General features: G+C 67.7%; 20 protein-coding genes. 18 read left to right on the top strand and 2 right to left on the bottom strand.

Annotation, left to right across the window (positions count from 1 at the left end; translation table 11 throughout):
• Window position 1: 1 nt before the first annotated feature.
• On the top strand, window positions 2-541 hold the full coding sequence (locus J2853_RS25700; protein ID WP_307562191.1) for a GTP-binding protein: 540 nt from the start codon (window positions 2-4) through the stop codon (window positions 539-541).
• 698 nt (window positions 542-1,239) lie between these two features.
• On the opposite strand, the gene J2853_RS25695 is transcribed toward J2853_RS25700, so the two are convergent.
• On the bottom strand, window positions 1,240-2,016 hold the full coding sequence (locus J2853_RS25695; protein ID WP_307562189.1) for an ABC transporter ATP-binding protein: 777 nt from the start codon (window positions 2,014-2,016) through the stop codon (window positions 1,240-1,242).
• A gap of 254 nt (window positions 2,017-2,270) precedes the next feature.
• Between J2853_RS25695 and J2853_RS25690 the strand changes: the two genes are divergently transcribed.
• From J2853_RS25690 to ffh, 9 genes are all read left to right on the top strand, one after another.
• Window positions 2,271-3,257 (top strand): ABC transporter substrate-binding protein, encoded by a 987-nt coding sequence (locus J2853_RS25690; protein WP_307562186.1) that lies wholly within the window; start codon window positions 2,271-2,273, stop codon window positions 3,255-3,257.
• A complete protein-coding gene (locus J2853_RS25685; RefSeq protein ID WP_307562184.1) occupies window positions 3,254-4,033 on the top strand; it encodes an ABC transporter permease in 780 nt (259 codons plus the stop codon). Before J2853_RS25690 ends, J2853_RS25685 begins: the two co-directional genes overlap by 4 nt.
• Entirely contained in the window at window positions 4,030-4,899 is an 870-nt protein-coding gene (locus J2853_RS25680; RefSeq protein WP_307562182.1) for an ABC transporter permease, read from the top strand. Before J2853_RS25685 ends, J2853_RS25680 begins: the two co-directional genes overlap by 4 nt.
• Before the next feature lie 22 nt (window positions 4,900-4,921).
• A complete protein-coding gene (locus J2853_RS25675; RefSeq protein WP_307562180.1) occupies window positions 4,922-6,199 on the top strand; it encodes a flavin-dependent oxidoreductase in 1,278 nt (425 codons plus the stop codon).
• A 230-nt stretch (window positions 6,200-6,429) separates the two neighbouring features.
• Complete coding sequence (locus tag J2853_RS25670; RefSeq protein WP_307562178.1) at window positions 6,430-9,564, top strand: sensor histidine kinase; 3,135 nt, start codon at window positions 6,430-6,432, stop codon at window positions 9,562-9,564.
• 55 nt (window positions 9,565-9,619) lie between these two features.
• On the top strand, window positions 9,620-10,033 hold the full coding sequence (locus J2853_RS25665) for a roadblock/LC7 domain-containing protein (RefSeq protein WP_204359038.1): 414 nt from the start codon (window positions 9,620-9,622) through the stop codon (window positions 10,031-10,033).
• 294 nt (window positions 10,034-10,327) lie between these two features.
• Window positions 10,328-10,684 (top strand): DUF742 domain-containing protein, encoded by a 357-nt coding sequence (locus tag J2853_RS25660; protein ID WP_307562176.1) that lies wholly within the window; start codon window positions 10,328-10,330, stop codon window positions 10,682-10,684.
• Window positions 10,665-11,258 (top strand): GTP-binding protein, encoded by a 594-nt coding sequence (locus J2853_RS25655; protein ID WP_307562174.1) that lies wholly within the window; start codon window positions 10,665-10,667, stop codon window positions 11,256-11,258. Before J2853_RS25660 ends, J2853_RS25655 begins: the two co-directional genes overlap by 20 nt.
• Window positions 11,259-11,343: 85 nt before the next feature.
• On the top strand, window positions 11,344-12,900 hold the full coding sequence (gene ffh, locus J2853_RS25650) for a signal recognition particle protein (RefSeq protein WP_307562172.1): 1,557 nt from the start codon (window positions 11,344-11,346) through the stop codon (window positions 12,898-12,900).
• A gap of 282 nt (window positions 12,901-13,182) precedes the next feature.
• Here the strand turns inward: ffh and J2853_RS25645 are convergent, their stop codons facing one another.
• The gene (locus J2853_RS25645) at window positions 13,183-13,524 is read right to left on the bottom strand and encodes a hypothetical protein (protein WP_307562171.1); all 342 of its coding nucleotides are present in this window, start codon (window positions 13,522-13,524) and stop codon (window positions 13,183-13,185) included.
• Between the two features lie 258 nt (window positions 13,525-13,782).
• Here J2853_RS25645 and rpsP point away from each other — a divergent pair, with 258 nt between their 5' ends.
• The 8 genes from rpsP (at window position 13,783) to J2853_RS25605 (ending at window position 18,994) form a co-directional block, all read left to right on the top strand.
• On the top strand, window positions 13,783-14,268 hold the full coding sequence (gene rpsP, locus J2853_RS25640) for a 30S ribosomal protein S16 (RefSeq protein WP_307562169.1): 486 nt from the start codon (window positions 13,783-13,785) through the stop codon (window positions 14,266-14,268).
• 1 nt (window position 14,269) lies between these two features.
• Window positions 14,270-14,512 carry an RNA-binding protein gene (locus tag J2853_RS25635; RefSeq protein ID WP_089208046.1) on the top strand — a complete coding sequence of 81 codons (243 nt, stop codon included), beginning with the start codon at window positions 14,270-14,272 and terminating at the stop codon, window positions 14,510-14,512.
• Window positions 14,513-14,636: 124 nt separating this feature from the next.
• Complete coding sequence (gene rimM, locus J2853_RS25630; protein ID WP_307562166.1) at window positions 14,637-15,152, top strand: ribosome maturation factor RimM; 516 nt, start codon at window positions 14,637-14,639, stop codon at window positions 15,150-15,152.
• Between the two features lies 1 nt (window position 15,153).
• Complete coding sequence (trmD, locus tag J2853_RS25625; RefSeq protein WP_307562164.1) at window positions 15,154-15,921, top strand: tRNA (guanosine(37)-N1)-methyltransferase TrmD; 768 nt, start codon at window positions 15,154-15,156, stop codon at window positions 15,919-15,921.
• A 303-nt stretch (window positions 15,922-16,224) separates the two neighbouring features.
• Window positions 16,225-16,578: a 50S ribosomal protein L19 gene (gene rplS / locus J2853_RS25620; protein WP_307562162.1), complete on the top strand. Its 354-nt coding sequence runs from the start codon at window positions 16,225-16,227 to the stop codon at window positions 16,576-16,578.
• A gap of 156 nt (window positions 16,579-16,734) precedes the next feature.
• Complete coding sequence (gene lepB, locus J2853_RS25615; RefSeq protein WP_307562160.1) at window positions 16,735-17,604, top strand: signal peptidase I; 870 nt, start codon at window positions 16,735-16,737, stop codon at window positions 17,602-17,604.
• Window positions 17,605-17,613: 9 nt separating this feature from the next.
• Window positions 17,614-18,243, top strand: a complete 630-nt coding sequence (gene lepB, locus J2853_RS25610) for a signal peptidase I (protein WP_307562159.1) — start codon at window positions 17,614-17,616, stop codon at window positions 18,241-18,243.
• Window positions 18,244-18,307: 64 nt separating this feature from the next.
• On the top strand, window positions 18,308-18,994 hold the full coding sequence (locus J2853_RS25605; protein ID WP_307562156.1) for a ribonuclease HII: 687 nt from the start codon (window positions 18,308-18,310) through the stop codon (window positions 18,992-18,994).
• The last annotated feature ends 38 nt before the right edge of the window (window positions 18,995-19,032 follow it).

Raw genomic sequence — 19,032 nt, 5'->3', positions numbered from 1 at the left:
ATTGACATCGACGAAGATCGTTGTTGCCGGCGGGTTCGGTGTCGGCAAGACGACCTTCGTTGGTGCGGTCTCCGAGATCATGCCGCTGACCACGGAAGCGGTGATGACAGAGGCGAGTGCGGGAGTCGACGACCTCTCGCACATTCCGACCAAGCGGACCACCACGGTCGCCATGGACTTCGGCCGGGTTTCGCTGGACCGCGATCTGATTCTGTACCTGTTCGGTACGCCGGGTCAGCACCGGTTCTGGTTCATGTGGGACGACCTTGTGAAGGGCGCGATCGGCGCGATCGTGCTCGTCGACACCAGGCGGCTGGCCGACAGCTTCCCGGCGATCGACTACTTCGAGGAGGCCGGGCTGCCTTTCGTGGTGGCCCTGAACGGCTTCGGAGGCTCACACGCCCACGGTGAGGAGGAGGTGCGGGAGGCCCTGACGATCCCCTCGCACATCCCTGTCGTACGGACCGACGCCCGGTCCCGCGACGCGGTGAAATCGACCTTGATCACCTTGGTCGAGCACGTCCTCACCCTCAGAGTCTGAACCCACGGTGTTGGGTCCCGCCGATCCACGGCGGGCCCCACACCGTGGTCTCCGTGACCGGTGGGCCCATCGCCGCGGTCCTCACACCGGCCGGTGGGCCCCCACGCCGCGAGCCCCGCGAGCCTCATATGCCGCGAGCCCCGTACACCGCGAGCCCCGTACACCGCGAGTCTCATACGCCGCGAGTCTCATACGCCGCGAGCCCCGTACACCGCGGAGGGAAGACGGTCGCCGGCGGGCGCGGACCCCGGTCCGGCCGAGCGGTGGCAGGCCCGGACGGGCGGTCACACCCCCGGCGCGTCGCCGTACGGAAACCCGATCCGCCACTCTCGCCGAGACCCGGCGGTGTGAAAATTCGATGACGATTTGAATTCGTTTCGAACGCGAAGCCTATTTCTCATGAAGATCTTTCTCATAAAGATCTTCATAGCTGTATTCGATTTTCCGCCGTATCGATGGGATTCCCCCGATGTATACGATCGAGCGGCTCGTCGCCGAACAGCCGTGATCGAGGGGGAGCGTAGGGCGGCGGGGCCGGGATCAATGGTGACAGCCGAAAGCATGCCCACCTCGTAAAACCGGTGGGCATGCTTTGAACGCGTCATCAATGAAATTGTCCGTGAAGCGATCGCACACGGTGTGAGCTGGGCTTTCGGGGAAATACGTGCCCGCCGCCGGCTGAGTCGGAATTCAGGCGACTACAGCACGGGAGCCGGCTGGACTCCCCTGACCAGGCGGCCGACCTCGGCGCGCAGGCGGACGAACTCCGGGTTCTCCCTGGTGGAGATCTGGTTACGGGGACCTGGGAGGTCCACGCGCAGGTCGCCGACGACTCGCGAGGGCGCCTTGGACAGCACCACGACGCGGTCTCCGACGTAGACGCTCTCGTCGATGTCGTGGGTGATCAGGACGATGGTCATCTGGTGACTCCGCCTGACCTGCAGGACGAGATCCTCCAGGTCCTCCCTGGTCTGGGCGTCGACGGAACCGAACGGCTCGTCCATCAGCATCAGGGCCGGACGGTAGGCCAGAGCCCGGGCGATCGCCACGCGCTGCTGCATGCCGCCGGACAGCTCGAAGGGATATTTTCCCGAGGCGGAGGGCAGGCCGACCTGCTCCAATGCCTCCTGGGCGACTTTCATGCGCTGCGTGCGGTCCATGTTCCGACGGCGCAGCGGCATGGCGACGTTGTCGGCCACCGACATCCAGGGGAACAGCGAACGGCTGTAGTCCTGGAAGACGACGGCGAGGTTGTCGGGCGTCTGCCGGACCGTGACTCCGCCTACTTCGATCTTGCCGCCGGTCGGCTTGATGAGGCCGGCGATGGAGCGCAGCAGAGTGGACTTTCCGCAGCCTGAGGGGCCGACAATGCAGAGAAGCTCGCCCTCTGCGACGCTCAGTTCGAGCCCGTCGATGGCTCGGTGCGCTTTCTCTCCACTGCCGTAGGTGTGGGTGAGGTTGGCGATCTCAAGCAAGGTGATTCCTAGGGCGCGATTCGCTGGAGCATGTGCGGGGACTCTAGCGGAGGTCAAGTGTGTAGTCATGCTATGTCCGATTTATGCCTTTTTGTCGTCAATCAAGACAAATGTTCTAAATCGGAAATTTGATGCCAGAGTGGTAGAAGTCATTTCATAGACATGTATGTGCGCTACGATCCTGCCATTCTCTTTCCGAAGATCGTTTCTTCATGCTGTGCGGTCTTCTCTTGCTGTGCGGTCCTGGAGGATCCATGAAATTACGTTCGTCCATCGTCGGAATCCTGGCGCTGTCACTTATCGCGGTCACCGGATGCGGCGGCGCGGAGGAGACCACCACCAAGGCGTCCGCCGGTGGGAGCACCCTCGAGAAGACCACAATCAACATCGGCACGATCCCGGTCGTCGACACGGCCCCGCTGCAGATCGCGGTGGAGAAGGGCCTGTTCAAGGCCGAGGGCCTCGACGTCAAGCTGACCACCCTCGCCGGTGGCGCGGAGGCGATCCCGAAGCTCAAGGGCGGCGACCTGGACGTCAGCTTCGGTAACTACGTCTCCTTCTTCAGCGCCGCGGCCAAGGGCGCCCTCGACCTGAAGATCGTCTCTGACGGTTTCCAGAGCGCGCCCAAGACGCACACGATCATGGTCGCCAAGGACAGCCCGATCCAGACCGTGGCGGACCTCAAGGGCAAGACCATCGCGGTCAACACCAAGCGCAACATCTCCACGCTGCTGATCCGCGTCGCCGCCAAGGCGAACAACTTCGACCTCGACGAGGACAAGAACTTCGTGGAGTTCCCCTTCCCGGAGATGGAGGGCGTGCTGAAGGCCGGCACGGCCGACGCCATCCAGCCGGTGGAGCCGTTCGGTACCTTCATCGGTCAGAACATCGGCGCCCGGGTCGTCTGGGACACCTCCCAGGGCCCGACCGCGGACTTCCCGATCGCCGGCTACGCGGCGACCTCGGAGTTCGTCAAGGCGAACCCCAACACCGTGGCGGCGTTCCAGAGGGCGATGACCAAGGCCATGGAGCTGGCGGCCGACCGGGCGACCGTGGTCGCGATCATTCCGAAGTACACCACCATCAAGCCTGAGGCGGCCGCGAGCCTCGCCATCGGCGGCTTCCCCACCACGCTGAACGCCACCAGGCTCCAGCGGGTCGCCGACACCATGCACGAGTACGGCCTCCTCACCGAGACGCTCAACGTGCAGGACCTCATCGCCGCCCCGTCCGGCAAATGAACAGAACCCGTGTCATCCGAGGGGTGATCGGAGCCTGCGCGGTGCTGGCCTTGGCGGAGGTGGTCATCCGGCTCGGGATCATCGACTCGGAGGTCATTCCGCCGATCTCCGTCGTGCTGCTCCGATCCGTCACGCTGGCGGGGGACCCCGTGTTCCTCGCCGGCGTGGCGGACACGGTCCTTGCCTGGCTTGTCGGATTGGCCCTGGCCGTCGTCGTGGCGGTCGTCGTCGGCGTGGTGCTCGGATCCGTCCCGTGGCTCAGCACACCGAGCCGGATCGTGGTGGAGTTCCTCCGCCCGATCCCCTCGGTGGCGCTGATCCCGCTGGCGATCCTGCTGTTCGGGTCGGATACCGAGATGAAGATCTCCCTGATCCTCTACGCGGCGTCCTGGCCCATCCTGCTCAACATGCTTTACGCACTCCAAGACGTGGATCCCGTGGCGAAGGACGCGATGCGCAGCTTCGGATTCGGCCCCCTGGCCGTGCTCTGGCGGGTCTCGCTCCCCAGCGCGGCGCCGTTCGTGGCGACCGGGGTGCGCGTCGCCGCGGGCATCGGGCTGGTCGTCGTCGTGAGCGCCGAACTGCTGAGCGGCGGCACGGGCGGCCTCGGCGTCTTCCTCATCAACGCCGGCAGCTCCGGAGGCAACACCGATGTGATGCTGGCCGGCGCGGTCTGGGCGGGAGTGCTCGGCCTTATCGTCAACGCGCTGCTGGTCCGGGTGGAGCGCGGCGCCTTCCGCTGGCACTTCGCCCGCACCGAGAGGACGGCACGATGAGCCGGGTCGAGACGGCGAAGCCCCCCGTCCCCGGCCGGCAGGACCGCCCGGCGAGCCGGGCCGGTACGGCGGCGCGCGGCTTTCTCATGGGAGCGGTGTCCCGGTTCTGGCTCGTGATCGTGCTGATCGCGGCCTGGGAGGTGGCCACCCGGATCATCCAGGAGAGCTACTTCCCGCCGCCGTCGGAGATCGTCGTCACGATGTACGAGCTGTGGTTCTCCGGCCCGGCGAGCCAATTGTTCCTCACGCAGGACGCGCTGGACGACTTCGGGCACAGCCTGTACAACCTCTTCGGCGGCTGGATACTCGCCTGCGTCGCGGGGGTCGCCATCGGCGTCGCGCTCGGCCTGTCCCGCAAGCTGGCCGACTACATCGAGCCGATGATCCACTTTGGGCGGGCCGTACCGCCGCCCACCCTGATCTCCTTCTACATCGCGGCGTTCCAGCTCGGGACGCCCATGCAGGTGGCGACCATCGTCTCCGGAGTCATCTGGCCGGTGCTGCTCAACACCATCGACGGCGTCCGCACGGTGGAGCAGCTCCACCTGGACAGCGCCGAGGTCTTCGGCGTGCGGGGGGCCCGGAGACTTTTCTGGGTTGTCATCCCCGGCGCGGCCCCCAAGATCGTGGCAGGTCTCCGGATCAGCCTGGGCCTCGCCCTGATCCTGATGATCCTGTCCGAGCTCATCGGGAGCACCGTGGGCATCGGCTCGCTGCTCATCGGCGCCCAGCGCAGCTTCGAGCTGACCGAGATGTGGGCGGGCATCGTGATTCTGGGTGTGCTGGGATACCTGCTCAACGCCGTCTTCGTGGCGGTGGAGAAGCGGGCACTCAGGTGGCACCTGAGCGCGCGGGGGGTGACATGAGCTCCCGGCGGACGAGGAAGCCATGCGAGTACTGATCGTCGGCGGCGGCATCGGAGGGCTCACCACCGCACTGAGCCTTCACGCCGCCGGTGTCGACTGCCTGATCGTGGAGTCGGCCGTCGAGCTGCGCCCTCTCGGGGTGGGCATCAACCTTCAGCCCCACGCCGTCAGGGAGCTGACCGAGCTCGGCCTGGGGGACGAGCTCGCGAAGATCGGCGTCCCGACGACCTACCAGACCTACGCGGACAGGTTCGGCGGGGCGATCCTGTCGCTGCCGCGCGGAAGGTTCGCGGGATACCGATGGCCCCAGTACTCCATCCACCGCGGCGAGTTGCAGATGCTGCTTCTGGCCGCGGTGCGTGAGCGGCTCGGCGCCGGGGCCGTCAGGACCGGGGTGTCGCTGGAGGACTTCGAGCAGGACGAGACCGGGACCGCGGGGGTCACGGTGGCGCTGCGCGACGTGCGGACCGGCGAGCACCTGAAGGAGACGGCCGACGTCCTCGTGGGTGCGGACGGCATCCACTCGACCGTGCGCGCCCGGCTGCATCCCGGCGACGGGCCGCTGATGTGGAACGGGATCCGGATGTGGCGGGGAATGGCCGAGGGCGACCCCTTTCTCGACGGCGCCACGCTGCTCGTCGCGGGTTCCAACCGGACGGTCAAGTTCGTGGTCTACCCCATCTCGGCGGAGGCCCGCTCCCGGGGACGATCACTGATCAACTGGGTGGCCGAGGTGGCGATCGCCGAACCCGGCCCCGTCCCGGCGGCCGACTGGTCCAGACCCGGCCGCCTGGAGGACGTGCTTCCGCACTTCCACGACTGGCGGGTGCCCTACCTGGACGTGCCCGCGCTCATCTCGGATTCGGAACGGATCCTGGAGTACCCCATGGTGGACAAGGACCCGCTCCCCTGGTGGGGGACGGGCCGGGTCACCCTGCTGGGAGACGCCGCCCACCCGATGTATCCGGTGGGCGCCAACGGCGGCTCGCAGGCCGTACTGGACGCCCGCGTCCTGGCCAGGGAACTGGCCGGCGCGGCCGATCCGGCCGCGGGACTGGCCGCGTACGAGCAGGAGCGCAGGACCGTCACCACAGAGCTCGTGCTCACCCATCGTGAGCTGCCCATGGAGGAGACCATCGCGTTGGTCGCCGAGCGGGCGCCCGAGGGTTTCGACGACATCGCGGACGTGCTCACACCGAAGGAACTGGCGGATATGGCCGCTGCCCAGCAGCGGACCACCGATATGGACATAAAGGCTCTCAACGACCGTTCTTCATGGAATGTCGCATATCAGACGTAACGGTGATAATTCGTCGTTTGAGCGTCGCAGGGACCGGGGAGCCGTTGATGAGGGAATTAGGCAAATATGGATGAAAAGTCCGATTTGAGGTACTTAGGGGCATTGGCCGAATTCAGGGAGCTGTGCTCCAATAACCCTCGCCCCATGGACACGTCGGTGTCTCACGCCCCTCAGGTGTTTGACGTGATCCTCTCCGTACCCGGCCGCCCGATGAGAGGCAGCGGATATCTATGAGGACAGCATCACCGCGTGAAGTCTCCGGCATCGACCAGGCTCTGACGACGCCCGAGGCGTCCAGAGAGCAGGACGAGGACGGGGCCACGGAGCGCAAGGCCCCCGAGAGGCGGCGTGGCAGCAGGTTCGCGCTGCGCAACTGGCGGGTGCGATCCAGGCTGGTCGCACTCGTGCTCATCCCGACCCTCGCGGGAGTCGTCCTCGGCGGTCTCCGGGTCGTGTCCTCGGTTTCCAGCGCCGCCGACTACGAGCGCGCGGGGGAGATCGCCGACTTCGCCATCTACCTGAGCAGCCTCACTCACGAGCTGGCACTGGAACGCGACCTCTCCGTGCGCTACATCGCCGAGGGCCGCCGCACGCGCACCGCGATGAGGAACCAGCAGACGATCGTCAACAAGGCCGCCGAAGAGGTCCGGGCCAGGGTCGACGCGGTCGAGCTGATCAGCCAGGGCAGCTCGGGCGGGCAGCGCATCCAGCAGGAGATCGCCCAGGTGCGCAGCCGCCTGACGGAGCTCACCAGCATGCGCCAGGTCGTCGCGAACACCCAGATGCTGGCCCAGCCCGCCCTGGACATGTACTCGCGGGCGATCCTGGACCTGCACGCGCTCCACAACGAGATCGGCCAGGGCGTCACCAACGACGAGACCCTCACCAGCAGCGTCTCCGCGTTCGCCGCGCTGACCCGGGCGAAGGAGCAGGCCTCTCGCGAGCGCGCCGCCCTCTCGGTCATCATCGCCTCCCAGAACTTCGTCGGCGAGACCTTCGACGTCTTCGTCTCCGCCCGCGCACAGCGCGACAGCGAGCTCGTCACCTTCCGGGCCGAGGCCTCGGTCGCCCAGCGCCAGGCCTACGACGACACGGTGAGCGGTCCGAAGAAGGACCAGGCCGAGCAGCTCCGCATCCGCGCGCTGCTCGCCCCGACCGTGAGACCGGTGCCGGGCACCGTCGCCGTCTCCCTGCTTCCCCGGTCGCAGGGCGACAGGTGGTTCAGCTCCACCAGCGACGTCATCGAGAACATGCGCGACGTCCAGAAGAGCATCGGCGACTCGATCCGCGTCCGGACCAAGGAACTCCAGGAGGCGGAGCAGAACAGCGCGCTGATCGGCGGGGCCGTCGTCACGATCCTGCTGCTCCTCGTTCTCGCGATCACCGTCCTGATGGCCCAGTCGCTGGTCCGGCCGCTGCGCACGCTGCGCACCGAGGCTCTGTCGATCGCCGGTCGCCGGCTCCCGGAGACCGTGCAGAAGCTGCGTGAGGGCGGGGAGAACGCCGCTCCTCTGGAGATCGCCCCGATCGGGGTGGCCTCCGACGACGAGATCGGTGAAGTGGCCCGGGCCTTCGACGAGGTCCACCGCGAAGCCATCCGGCTGGCCGGTCAGGAGGCCACGCTGCGGAGCAACGTCAACGCGATGTTCGTCAACCTCTCCCGGCGAAGCCAGACCCTGGTCGAGCGCCAGCTCTCACTGATCGAGAGCCTGGAGCAGGGCGAGCAGGACGAGGCCCGTCTGGGCAGCCTGTTCCGCCTTGACCACCTGGCCACCCGCATGCGCCGCAACAGTGAGAACCTCCTGGTCCTCGCCGGGCAGGAACCCGCGCGCCGCTGGAGCCAGCCGATCCCGCTGATCGACGTGGTACGCGCCTCGCTCTCCGAGGTCGAGAACTACGAGCGGGTGAACCTGCAGCTCTCCACCGGTGTGTCCGTGGTCGGCACGTCCGTCAACGACGTCGTCCACCTGATCGCGGAGCTCGTGGAGAACGCGATCTCCTTCTCCCCCAGGGAGACCAAGGTCATCGTGTCCAGCAACCGCATCGACGGCGGCGGCGTGATGATCTCGGTCAGCGACCTCGGCATCGGCGTGACCGCCGAAGAGCTCGCGCAGGCGAACTGGCGACTGGCCAACCCCCCGGTGGTGGACGTTTCGGTGTCCCGCCGGATGGGACTGTTCGTGGTCGGCCGGCTCGCCCTGCGCCACGGTATCCGCGTGCAGCTCAGGCAGCAGGACGGCGGCGGTCTGACCGCCATGGTCCAGCTCCCCGAGAACATGCTCTCCGCTCCCGCGAACCGGCAGATTCCGGGTGGTCCCGGAATGCAGAGCGGTGACTGGGGCGGGTCCATGGCATCGATGGACCGGTCGCCGGTGATGGCCAGCCCCACCTCGCTCGACCCCGCCCAGCAGGCCTTCGCCTCGTTCGAGGCGGCTCAGCGCTCCTTCGACATCGGAGGACAGCAGCAGTTCAACTCCTTCGAGGCGGCGCGGCCCTCCTTCGAGAGCGGCCAGTACGGCCAGGCGCCGCTCGGCGGCCCCCGGTCGCCCCAGGGGCCGCCGAGTGGCACCCCCAGCTGGGCGAACGCCTCCCAGGCGGAGCCCGGACCGTGGCCGAACGACCCGATGCGCGGCGGCGACTCCGGGATCTGGTCCCAGACGTCGAACGCGCTGAACACACCCGTCCGCGGGGCCGACTCCGATGTCTGGTCCAGCACGTCGACGAACGGCGGCGACTCCGCGGGATGGTCGAGCACCTCGATGCGCGGCGGCGACTCCACGGGATGGCCGTCCACGGGCAACTCGGGAATGTTCGAGCGGCGCGGGTTCGAGGGCGCGGACAGCACCGGCCCGTTGCCGGTGGTCCCCGACGCCTCCCCCATGGAGGAGGCGCGGGAGGAGTTCCTGCCGATCTTCGCCGCGGTCGAGTCCGACTGGTTCAAGAAGGTCGAGCCCGTCGCCCCCGTCCAGGAGCCGCCCGAGGTCGTCAAGGAGACCACCCGGCCCCAGCCGCTGCCCCAGCAACGGCAACAGCAGCCCGCCTCGGCGCCGGAATCCTGGTCGTCGCCGGCGGACGTGGGCTGGCAGGCGGCTCAGGCCGCCAGCGAGCCCTCACTTGGCGGGGTCACCGGTTCCGGGCTGCCCAAGCGGGTGCCCAAGGCGAACCTGGTGCCCGGAACGGCCGCTCCCGACCTGAGCGCGGCCTCCCAGCCCCCCATGCCCCGGCCCGTCGTCTCTCCGGAGGCGGTGCGCAACCGGCTGGCGAGCTTCCAGCAGGGAGTGCGGCAGGGTCGCGCGGCGGCCAGAGGCGAAGCAGGCGACGGTCAGCCGTATCCCGATTTCGGCCGAAACGTTGAAGGAAACTAGGAGGACCGGTGAGTGAGCTCATCATGGTCGCCAAGGAGGATGACACGTGCGCGAAATGAGCCAGGCCGCCCGGGGGGTCAATTGGCTGATCACCGATTTTGTGAGCAACGTCCCAGGCGTGGCACACACGGTTGTGGTGTCGGCGGACGGTCTGCCGTTGGCGTATTCCGACGGGTTCCCCAGGGACCGGGCCGACCAGCTGGCCGCGGTGGCGGCCGGTCTGATCAGCCTGACCCAGGGCGCCTCTCGGGTCTTCGAGGGCGGAGCGGTCACCCAGACCGTGGTGGAGATGCAGCGAGGGCTGCTCCTCATCATGTCGATCAGTGATGGTTCCTGCCTCGCCGTACTGGCCGCCGCCGACTGCGACATGGGCCTGGTGGCCTACCAGATGACGCTGCTCGTCGAGCGAGCCGGTCAGGTTCTGACGCCGGCCGTCCGTGCCGAGCTTCAGTCTTCTCACCCTCGCTGATGGCGATGACGCTAGGAGGCTGCTGTGGCAGGCCGCGGTTGGACCGGTGAGGGTGACCCGTTGAGCGGGTCGCCCTATCAGGCGACAGAAGATCCTTACCGTCAGCAGGGTGGCTCCTACCAGCCACCGGAGGACCCCTACCGACAGCAGGGCGGTCCTTACCAGCCGGCGGACGACTCTTACCGTCAGCAGGGTGGCTCCTACCAGCCACCGGAGGACCCCTACCGTCAACAGGGCGGTCCTTATCCGTCAGCGGACGACCCCTACCGTCAGCAGGGTGGTCCGTCGCATCTCATGCAGCCGGCACCGGGGGAGCAGAGCTCCCTCGTCCGGCCGTATGCCGTGACCGGGGGGCGGACCGCCCCCCGGACCCAGCTCGCCCTGGAGGCCCTGGTCTCCTCGGCGACGTCTGTACATCAAGATCTATCCACCCGCACTCCGGAGTTCCAGGCGATCAGCGCCTTGTGCCGGCAAGTGCGTTCGGTCGCTGAGATCTCCGCGATGCTCCGCATCCCGCTCGGCGTGACCCGGATCCTGGTCGCGGACATGGCGGCCGAGGGTCTGGTTCAGCTGCACCAGCCGCAGCTGGACGCGGGCAAGCCGGATCTCAACCTGCTGGAAAGGGTGCTCAGTGGACTTCGCAGACTCTAGTCGCGGCGGTGGCCTGACATCGACGAAGATCGTCGTCGCGGGCGGATTCGGCGTGGGCAAGACCACGTTCGTGGGGGCGGTGTCGGAGATCGTGCCGCTGACCACGGAGGCGGTGATGACCGACGCCAGCGCCGGCATCGACGATCTCGGCCTCACCCCCAACAAGACCACCACCACGGTCGCGATGGACTTCGGCCGCGTCTCGCTGGACCGGGACCTGATCCTGTACCTGTTCGGTACGCCGGGTCAGCACCGGTTCTGGTTCATGTGGGACGACCTGGTCCGCGGGGCGATCGGGGCCATCGTCCTGGTCGACACCCGGCGGCTGGCCGACAGCTTCCCGGCGATCGACTACTTCGAGGAGGCCAAGCTTCCCTTCCTGGTCGCGGTCAACGGATGGGACGGGTCCTACCTGCATGGTGAGGAGGAGGTGCGTGAGGCGCTGACGCTGGCGCCGCACATCCCCATCGCCCGAACCGACGCGCGCTCGCGCGACGCGGTGAAGGCCACGCTCATCACGTTGGTGGAACACGCGCTCACCATGCGGATGGCCGTTCCCGGCTGGGGTCGCTAGGCGTCGAGGCGTCAGTCGCACCTCCCGACAAGATAGGCTGGGAGGTCGAGTCGCAGACCTGTAGCGCAGAGGCTGGCCTAATCACGTGTTCGAGACACTTTCCGACCGGCTGACATCGGTCTTCTCCTCCCTCCGTTCCAAGGGTCGGCTGTCCGAGGCCGACATCGATGCCACCTGCCGCGAGATCCGCATCGCGCTGCTCGAGGCCGACGTCGCGTTGCCCGTGGTCAAGACGTTCGTCGCCCAGGTCAAGGAGCGCGCTCGGGGCGTCGAGGTCTCCCAGGCCCTGAACCCGGCGCAGCAAGTCGTCAAGATCGTCAATGACGAGCTTGTCGAGATCCTCGGCGGGGAGACCCGGCGGCTTCGCTACGCGAAGAACCCGCCGACCGTCATCATGCTCGCGGGCCTTCAGGGCGCCGGTAAGACCACGCTGGCGGGCAAGCTCGCCTTCTGGCTGCGCGAGCAGAACCACACCCCGCTGCTGGTCGCCGCCGACCTCCAGCGCCCCAACGCGGTCCAGCAGCTCTCGGTCGTGGCCGAGCGCGCGGGCGTCGCGGTCTACGCGCCCGAGCCCGGCAACGGCGTCGGCGACCCGGTCGCCGTGGCCCGCCAGTCGATCGACCACGCCAAGCGGCAGCAGCACGACATCGTCATCATCGACACCGCCGGCCGGCTGGGCATCGACCAGGAGCTGATGAGGCAGGCCGCCGACATCCGCGACGCGGTCACGCCCGACGAGGTCCTGTTCGTCGTCGACGCCATGATCGGTCAGGACGCCGTCTCCACGGCCCAGGCCTTCATGGAGGGCGTCGGCTTCGACGGTGTCGTGCTCACCAAGCTCGACGGCGACGCCCGGGGCGGCGCCGCCCTGTCGGTCCGCCACATCACCGGCAAGCCGATCATCTTCGCGTCCACCGGAGAGAAGCTCGAAGACTTCGACGCCTTCCACCCGGACCGGATGGCCTCCCGCATCCTCGACATGGGTGACATCCTCACCCTGATCGAGCAGGCGCAGAAGACCTTCGACGAGGCCGAGGCCGCCAAGATGGCGGGCAAGCTCACCTCGGGCGAGGGCTTCACCCTTGAGGACTTCCTCGAGCAGATGATGATGGTCCAGAAGATGGGGCCCATCAAGAACCTGCTCGGCATGATGCCCGGCATGGGCCAGATGCGAGACCAGCTCAACCAGGTCGACGACCGTGACCTGGACCGTGTGGCCGCCATCATCCGCTCGATGACCCCCGGCGAGCGTCAGAACCCGAAGATGATCGACGGCTCTCGCAGGGCCCGTATCGCCAAGGGTTCCGGCGTGACCGTGACCGAGGTGAGCGGCCTGGTCACCCGTTTCTTCGACGCGCAGAAGATGATGAAGCGCATGGCGGGCGGGATGGGCATCCCGGGCATGCCGGGGAGCCGCAAGGCAGGCAAGGCCGCGCAGAAGAAGGCGGCCAAGGGGCGCCGGGTCAGTGGTGACCCGCGCAAGGCGGGGCTTCCCAAGGGCGGCTCCGACACGGCCGGCACCCCGGCCGCCCCGGGCGCGGGCGGTCTTCTCGGCAACCTGGGCGGTAAGAAGACCCCGCCGGGCCTGGAGTTGCCGCCGGGCTTCGACCCCTCGAAGTTCAAGCTCCCCGGGCAGAAATGAGCGATAAGGGGTTTCACGGGCGGGCCCGGTGGATCTGGGTGATCATCATGCTGGGTTTCATCGCCGTGGCGACTCTGGAGCTGCTCGGCGTGCGGCCCGAGTAGGCGGTCCCGGACGGGCCTCGGGCGGGTCGGCCCAGCCGGTCGGCGAGGGCCGTCCGGCCGCCGTGGTGATCGGTGCGCGCCGTCCGGCCGTCGTAGCGGCCCGGGCGGGGTGATCCGGTCCGTGGGCGCGATGCGGGAAGGCGGGGACGGCGGGAAACCGCCGTCCCCGCCTTCGTCGTCAGACCTCCGTCATCGGTTTCGAGGCCCCCGTCCGCGTCGCGGGGCCGGGATCGGCCGGAGGAGTGGACACGGGCGTGGGCGCCGGCAGCGGGGCGAGAGCCGGACCCGGCGCGGGGGAAGGGGCCGGAGGCGGGGGCGAGGTCACGGCCGGGGACGCGGCCGGGAGCGGAGCGGGCGAGGCCGGGGCGCCGCAGGTGACGCCGGCGCACGTGGTCGAGGCGGGGATCATGCCGGTGAAGTCCGCCGGAGTCGCCCTGATGGCGAGCACCGCGCCCAGTACGGCGATGGATCCGGTCGCGGTCAGCAGCAGAGGTCTCAGGGTGGTTGCCACGGCGGTCATTCAACGCAGCAGATCGAGCCGCCCCGCGCGTCGGACACACGCGAATTACCGAGATTTACCCTCTGCCAGCCGTACGAGATGGTGGTTGATTGGCCGGGCACTGCCGTGCGTCTGGCACAATGGCATGTTGGAACATCGTGACACGTGGGTGCCCTCTCACCCCCGCGTGACATGCCTGTCCCTTGAGCGGTCCTTTCTTCGTGCCCCACTCGACGAGATGCCGTTCACCCACGCTCTAATGCAGGAGAGACCACACCAGTGGCAGTCAAGATCAAGCTCAAGCGGCTCGGCATGATCCGCAACCCGCAGTACCGCATCGTCATCGCCGACAGCCGCACCAAGCGTGACGGCCGGGCGATCGAGGAGATCGGCCTGTACCACCCGAAGGAGAACCCCTCTCGCATCGAGGTCAACTCCGAGCGGGCGGCTTACTGGCTGGGTGTCGGCGCGCAGCCGACCGAGCCGGTGCTGAAGCTCCTCAAGCTCACCGGTGACTGGCAGAAGTTCAAGGGCGAGCCCGCTCCGGCTCCGCTCCTGGTCGCCGAGCCCAAGGCCGACCGTCACGCCGTCTACGAGTCCGCGGCCAAGGAGGCGCTCTCCCTGGAGGCCGCCACCACGCCGAAGAAGACCACTCGTAAGGCGGCCGCGAAGGCCGACGAGCCCGCCGCCGAGGCCCCCGCAGAGCCCGTCGCGGTCGCCGAGGAGAAGCCGGCCGCGGAGGAGAAGCCGGAAGGCGAGGCCTGAGGTGCTCGAGGAGGCCCTCGAGCACCTGGTGAAGGGCATCGTCGAGCATCCCGACGAGGTCCAGGTTCACGGTCGCCGCATTCGCAGCGGGCGTGTGCTTGAGGTCCGGGTCCACCCCGAGGACCTCGGCAAGGTCATCGGCCGTGGCGGCCGTACGGCCAAGGCGCTCCGCACCGTCGTGAACGCTTTGGGGGACGGTAAGTACGTTCGGGTCGATCTTCTCGATCTGAACGAGGCCCGCTAGCCGACACGAGATCCACAAGCGAACGGGTCACCCACCCAGCGTGGGTGACCCGTCTGCTTTTCGTCTTCTTTTTTCACGCCACACGAGCGTTTTTCACGTCACACGAATTTTTGAGGAGGCGGGCGTGCAGCTTGTCGTAGGACGGATAGGCCGCCCGCACGGACTCCGCGGCGACGTGTCCGTGGAAGTGCGCACGGACGAGCCCGAAAAGCGTTTCGTCGCCGGAGCGGCCGTCGCGACCGACCCGGCGTCCGCCGGTCCGCTGCTCATCGAATCCCTGCGCTGGCACTCCGGAACCCTGCTGGTCAGATTCGAGGGCGTGAACGACCGCAACCGTGCCGAGGAGCTCCGCGGCACCATGCTCGTCATCGATTCCGCCGACATCCCGCCGTCCGAGGACCCCGACGAGTTCCACGACCACCAGCTCATCGGCCTCGCCGTGCTCACACCTGACGGCGAGCGGGTCGGAGAGGTGTCCGACGTGCTTCACCAGGGCCAGGACCTGCTCGTCGTACGGCGTGGCAAGACCGACGTCTACGTGCCTTTCGTCAAGGCGCTGGTTCCGATCGTCGACCTCGACAAGGGCATCCTCGTCGTGGACGGGCCCGCCGGGCTGCTCGATCCGGATGCGATCGTCTGACATGCGTGTCGACATCATCTCGATCTTCCCCGAGTACTTCGCCCCGCTCGATGTCTCCCTCATCGGCAAGGCCCGTGAGCGCGGCATCCTCGACGTCCACCTCCACCAGCTCCGCGACCGCGCCCACGACGTGCACCGCACCGTCGACGACACTCCCTACGGCGGCGGTCCGGGCATGGTCATGAAGCCCGAACCGTGGGGCGAGGCCATCGACGCGGTCCTCGCCACCGACCCGGCCGTCCAGCCCAGGATCGTCGTGCCGACCCCCAGCGGGGTGCCCTTCACCCAGAGGCTCGCGATGGAGTACGCCTCGGAGCCGTGGCTGCTGTTCACCCCCGCCCGCTACGAGGGCATCGACTCCAGGGTCATGGCCGAGTACGGCTCGCGCATGCGGGTGGACGAGGTCGGCATCGGTGACTACGTGCTCGCCGGCGGCGAGGTGGCGGTGCTGGTGATGATCGAGGCGGTCGGGCGGCTGCTGCCCGGGGTGCTCGGCAACGTCCGCTCGGCCGTGGACGACTCGTTCGCGCCGGGGGCGATGGAGAACCTCCTCGAAGGCCCGGTCTACACCAAGCCGCCGGAGTGGCGGGGGCACGAGGTCCCCGAGATCCTGCTTTCCGGGCACCACGGCAAGATCGCCCGCTGGCGGCGGGACGAGGCGCTCCGCCGTACGGCCAAGAACCGTCCCGAACTGCTGGCCGCGCTTGATCCGGAAAGCCTGGACAAGCACGATCGGCAGATCCTGGCCGAGCTCGGACTGCCCACCTGACCTGCCCGTCCGATGATCACGGAGTGCTCCGGAGCCGATCGCCCGATCGGTGGCCCGGTCCCTCCGGCCCCGCTTCCCCCGGGCGGATTCGCCGTCGCTCTTTGGGGGGTTGATTTCCAGTCAGCCGTGAAGATATGGCAGACTGAAGCGTTGTCGTCGGCCGTTCATGGGCTGGCGCACCGCCGGGTAGAGCGACTCCGGCTTCCCGGCGACCATCCACTTCAGCACGTGTGTCCATCACGATGCCGCCTCATCGCGGTCGGGTGGACCTCCGCGTGCGCGCGTAAATGAGGTAGCACTGCCATGCACACGCTGATCAGCGAGCTCGAGAAAACCGCGCTCCGCACCGATGTCCCGGACTTCCGTCCTGGTGACACGCTCGAAGTTCACGTCCGCGTCATCGAGGGCAGCCGCTCCCGTGTCCAGATCTTCAAGGGCTTCGTCCTGCGCCGTCAGGGCGGTGGCTCCCGCGAGACCTTCACCGTTCGCAAGGTCAGCTACAGCGTCGGCGTCGAGCGCACCTTCCCGGTGCACAGCCCGGTCATCGAGAAGATCGTCCTGCTGACCCGCGGTGACGTTCGCCGCGCCAAGCTTTACTACATGCGCGACCTGCGCGGCAAGGCCGCTCGCATCCGCGAGAAGCGCGAAGCGCGATAGAGCGTCCGGTAGTCGCAGCCTGGCCCGCATCCTCTACTCTCTGGGGAGCGGGCCAGACGCATGTAAGGAGGTTTGGCCTCCTATGGCAAGACGCATAGCTGTACGTACCCCACCGCGCGACCGGTTGGCCTCGGGCATCATCTAGGCTCATCAGCGATGACTAGCGAAGACCGGGAGTACGGCGCAGCTTCGCGTCGACCTGTCGAGGACGAGGTGGACGTGGTCGCCGAAGAAACGCAGAAGGACGCCAAGAGCGGCAAGGACAAGAAAAAGGGCTCTTTCTGGAAAGAACTGCCCGTCCTGATCGTCGTGGCGCTGGTTCTCGCGCTCATAATCAAGACTTTCGTGATCCAGGCCTTCTACATCCCGTCGGAGTCGATGGAGAACACCCTCCTGACGAACGACCGGGTCCTGGTCAACAAGCCCGTCTACCGGATCCGTGACATCGAGCGCGGTGACGTGGTGGTGTTCTCCGGCGTCGACTCCTGGGACGGCGAGGTGCAGTTCGAGGAGCCGTCCAACGCGGTGGCCGGGTTCTTCCGCTGGGTCGGCACGGCGTTCGGCGTGATCCCCGGCGAGAAGGACTACATCAAGCGGGTCATCGGCGTCGCCGGCGACACGGTGAAGTGCTGCGACGCCAAGGGCCGGGTCACGGTCAACGGCGTTCCCCTCGACGAGGGGAGCTATCTCTACCCCGGTGACGTGCCGTCCCAGGCGGACTTCGAGATCAAGGTGCCCGAGGGCCGCCTGTGGGTGATGGGCGACCACCGCTCGGTCTCCCTCGACTCCCGCTCCCACCAGGGCGACCCCGGTGGCGGGACGATCCCGGTGGACAAGGTGATCGGCCGGGCCTTCGTGATCGTCTGGCCGTTCTCCAGGGCCACCATCCTTTCCATTCCAGACACCTTCAGCCAGCCGGCCCTCAAGGCCGCCTCCGCGGCGGCGGGAGCCACCCCGCTCATCGCCGGTTTCGCGGGGGCCGTGCCGTTGCTGCTGTGGCGTCGTCGCTGGCTTTCAAGGCGGTAGCCGTACCCCATGACCGTTGACCCCGAGGCCGAGAAGGAAAACGAGCCCGAGAAGGGCAAGAAGAAAAAGGCGGCCGGCAAGGGCGGTCTGCGCGAGTCGCTCTTCCTGCTCGTGTGCGGCGTGGTGGTGGCGTTGCTGCTCCAGGCCTTCGTCTTCCAGTCTTTCTGGATCCCGTCGGAGTCCATGGAGAACACCCTGGTCGAGCACGACCGGGTGATCGTCAACAAGCTGCACGGCGCCACCGAGCGCGGAGACATCGTCGTCTTCAAGGGCTGGAACAACGAAGACACGATCAAGAGGGTCATCGGGATCGGCGGTGACACCGTGAAGTGCTGCGACGCCCAGAAGCGGATCACCGTCAACGGGGTCCCGATCGACGAGGGCGCCTACCTGCACCCCGACGACTTCCCCTCGGGTGATCCGTTCGAGAAGGTCGTGCCCCCGGGGCGCCTGTGGGTCATGGGCGATCACCGTACGGCCTCCGCCGACTCCCGGGACCACGAGCTGCACGAGGGGGAAGGGACGATCTCCGAGGACGACGTGATCGGCCGGGCCTTCGCGATCTACTGGCCGTTCTCCAGGGCCGCCATCCTTTCGACGCCCGAGACGTTCACCAAGTCGTTCACCAAGGTGAGATAGCAGTACCGAATGCACCGGATGGGGCGTACTCTCTGGTCATGGTTGCTCTGTGTGCCGTGGTGCCATGACGGTTGCGTTTCGCCCCAGACCCAGCGTGGTCCGGAGGGATTCGGGACTGTACGGCTATGAGCGGGCTCTCACGCGCCGCGGGCTGGGGCCCGTGGCCGGAGTCGACGAGGCCGGCAGAGGCGCCTGTGCCGGGCCGCTGGTGATCGCCGCGGTGGTGCTGGGCCGTCCGATCGACGGTCTGGGCGATTCGAAGTTGCTGACGGCCTCCCGGCGCGACTCGCTGTACGAGCGGATCACCGCGACCGCGGAGGCGATCGGCCTGGTGGTGATCCCGCCGGGCGAGATCGACACGCGGGGTCTGCACAAATCCAACATCGATGGAATGCGCCGGGCTGTGGCACGGCTATCCTGTGAGTTTGGTTATGTGCTCACCGACGGGTTCCCCGTCCCTGGGCTGCCCGTCCCATCGCTCGGAATATGGAAGGGTGACCAGGTCGCGGCCTGCGTCGCCGCGGCCTCGATCGTCGCCAAGGTGACGCGGGACAGGATGATGGTCGCGCTGGACGAGTGCCATCCCCGATACGGCTTCGCCGTGCACAAGGGGTATGGCACCGTAGATCATCGCAGGGCGCTCGAAACCTACGGTCCGTGTCCTGATCACCGATTCTCCTTCTCGACGGTGGCGCGGTCAGGGGCGAGTGGGGTGATGGGTGAGAATGAAGTGGGGGCCGGTGTCGCCTGATCGGGCGGGCCGGGGAGGGCGTTTAACAGGAGGACCGG

This window comes from Streptosporangium lutulentum (genome assembly GCF_030811455.1).
Classification (GTDB): Bacteria; Actinomycetota; Actinomycetes; order Streptosporangiales; family Streptosporangiaceae; genus Streptosporangium; species Streptosporangium lutulentum.
Note: the sequence above shows the minus strand (reverse complement) of the source record. Positions and strands in the feature narration are given on the sequence as shown.

Coding starts and splice junctions, on each gene's coding strand:
- J2853_RS25685 (WP_307562184.1), top strand. CDS start 3,254: ATGAACAGAACCCGTGTCATCCGAGGGGTGATCGGAGCCTGCGCGGTG.
- J2853_RS25665 (WP_204359038.1), top strand. CDS start 9,620: ATGAGCCAGGCCGCCCGGGGGGTCAATTGGCTGATCACCGATTTTGTG.
- J2853_RS25645 (WP_307562171.1), bottom strand. CDS start 13,524: ATGACCGCCGTGGCAACCACCCTGAGACCTCTGCTGCTGACCGCGACC.
- J2853_RS25690 (WP_307562186.1), top strand. CDS start 2,271: ATGAAATTACGTTCGTCCATCGTCGGAATCCTGGCGCTGTCACTTATC.
- J2853_RS25670 (WP_307562178.1), top strand. CDS start 6,430: ATGAGGACAGCATCACCGCGTGAAGTCTCCGGCATCGACCAGGCTCTG.
- J2853_RS25660 (WP_307562176.1), top strand. CDS start 10,328: ATGCAGCCGGCACCGGGGGAGCAGAGCTCCCTCGTCCGGCCGTATGCC.
- J2853_RS25680 (WP_307562182.1), top strand. CDS start 4,030: ATGAGCCGGGTCGAGACGGCGAAGCCCCCCGTCCCCGGCCGGCAGGAC.
- trmD (WP_307562164.1), top strand. CDS start 15,154: ATGCGTGTCGACATCATCTCGATCTTCCCCGAGTACTTCGCCCCGCTC.
- J2853_RS25605 (WP_307562156.1), top strand. CDS start 18,308: ATGACGGTTGCGTTTCGCCCCAGACCCAGCGTGGTCCGGAGGGATTCG.
- rplS (WP_307562162.1), top strand. CDS start 16,225: ATGCACACGCTGATCAGCGAGCTCGAGAAAACCGCGCTCCGCACCGAT.
- lepB (WP_307562160.1), top strand. CDS start 16,735: ATGACTAGCGAAGACCGGGAGTACGGCGCAGCTTCGCGTCGACCTGTC.
- J2853_RS25675 (WP_307562180.1), top strand. CDS start 4,922: ATGCGAGTACTGATCGTCGGCGGCGGCATCGGAGGGCTCACCACCGCA.
- lepB (WP_307562159.1), top strand. CDS start 17,614: ATGACCGTTGACCCCGAGGCCGAGAAGGAAAACGAGCCCGAGAAGGGC.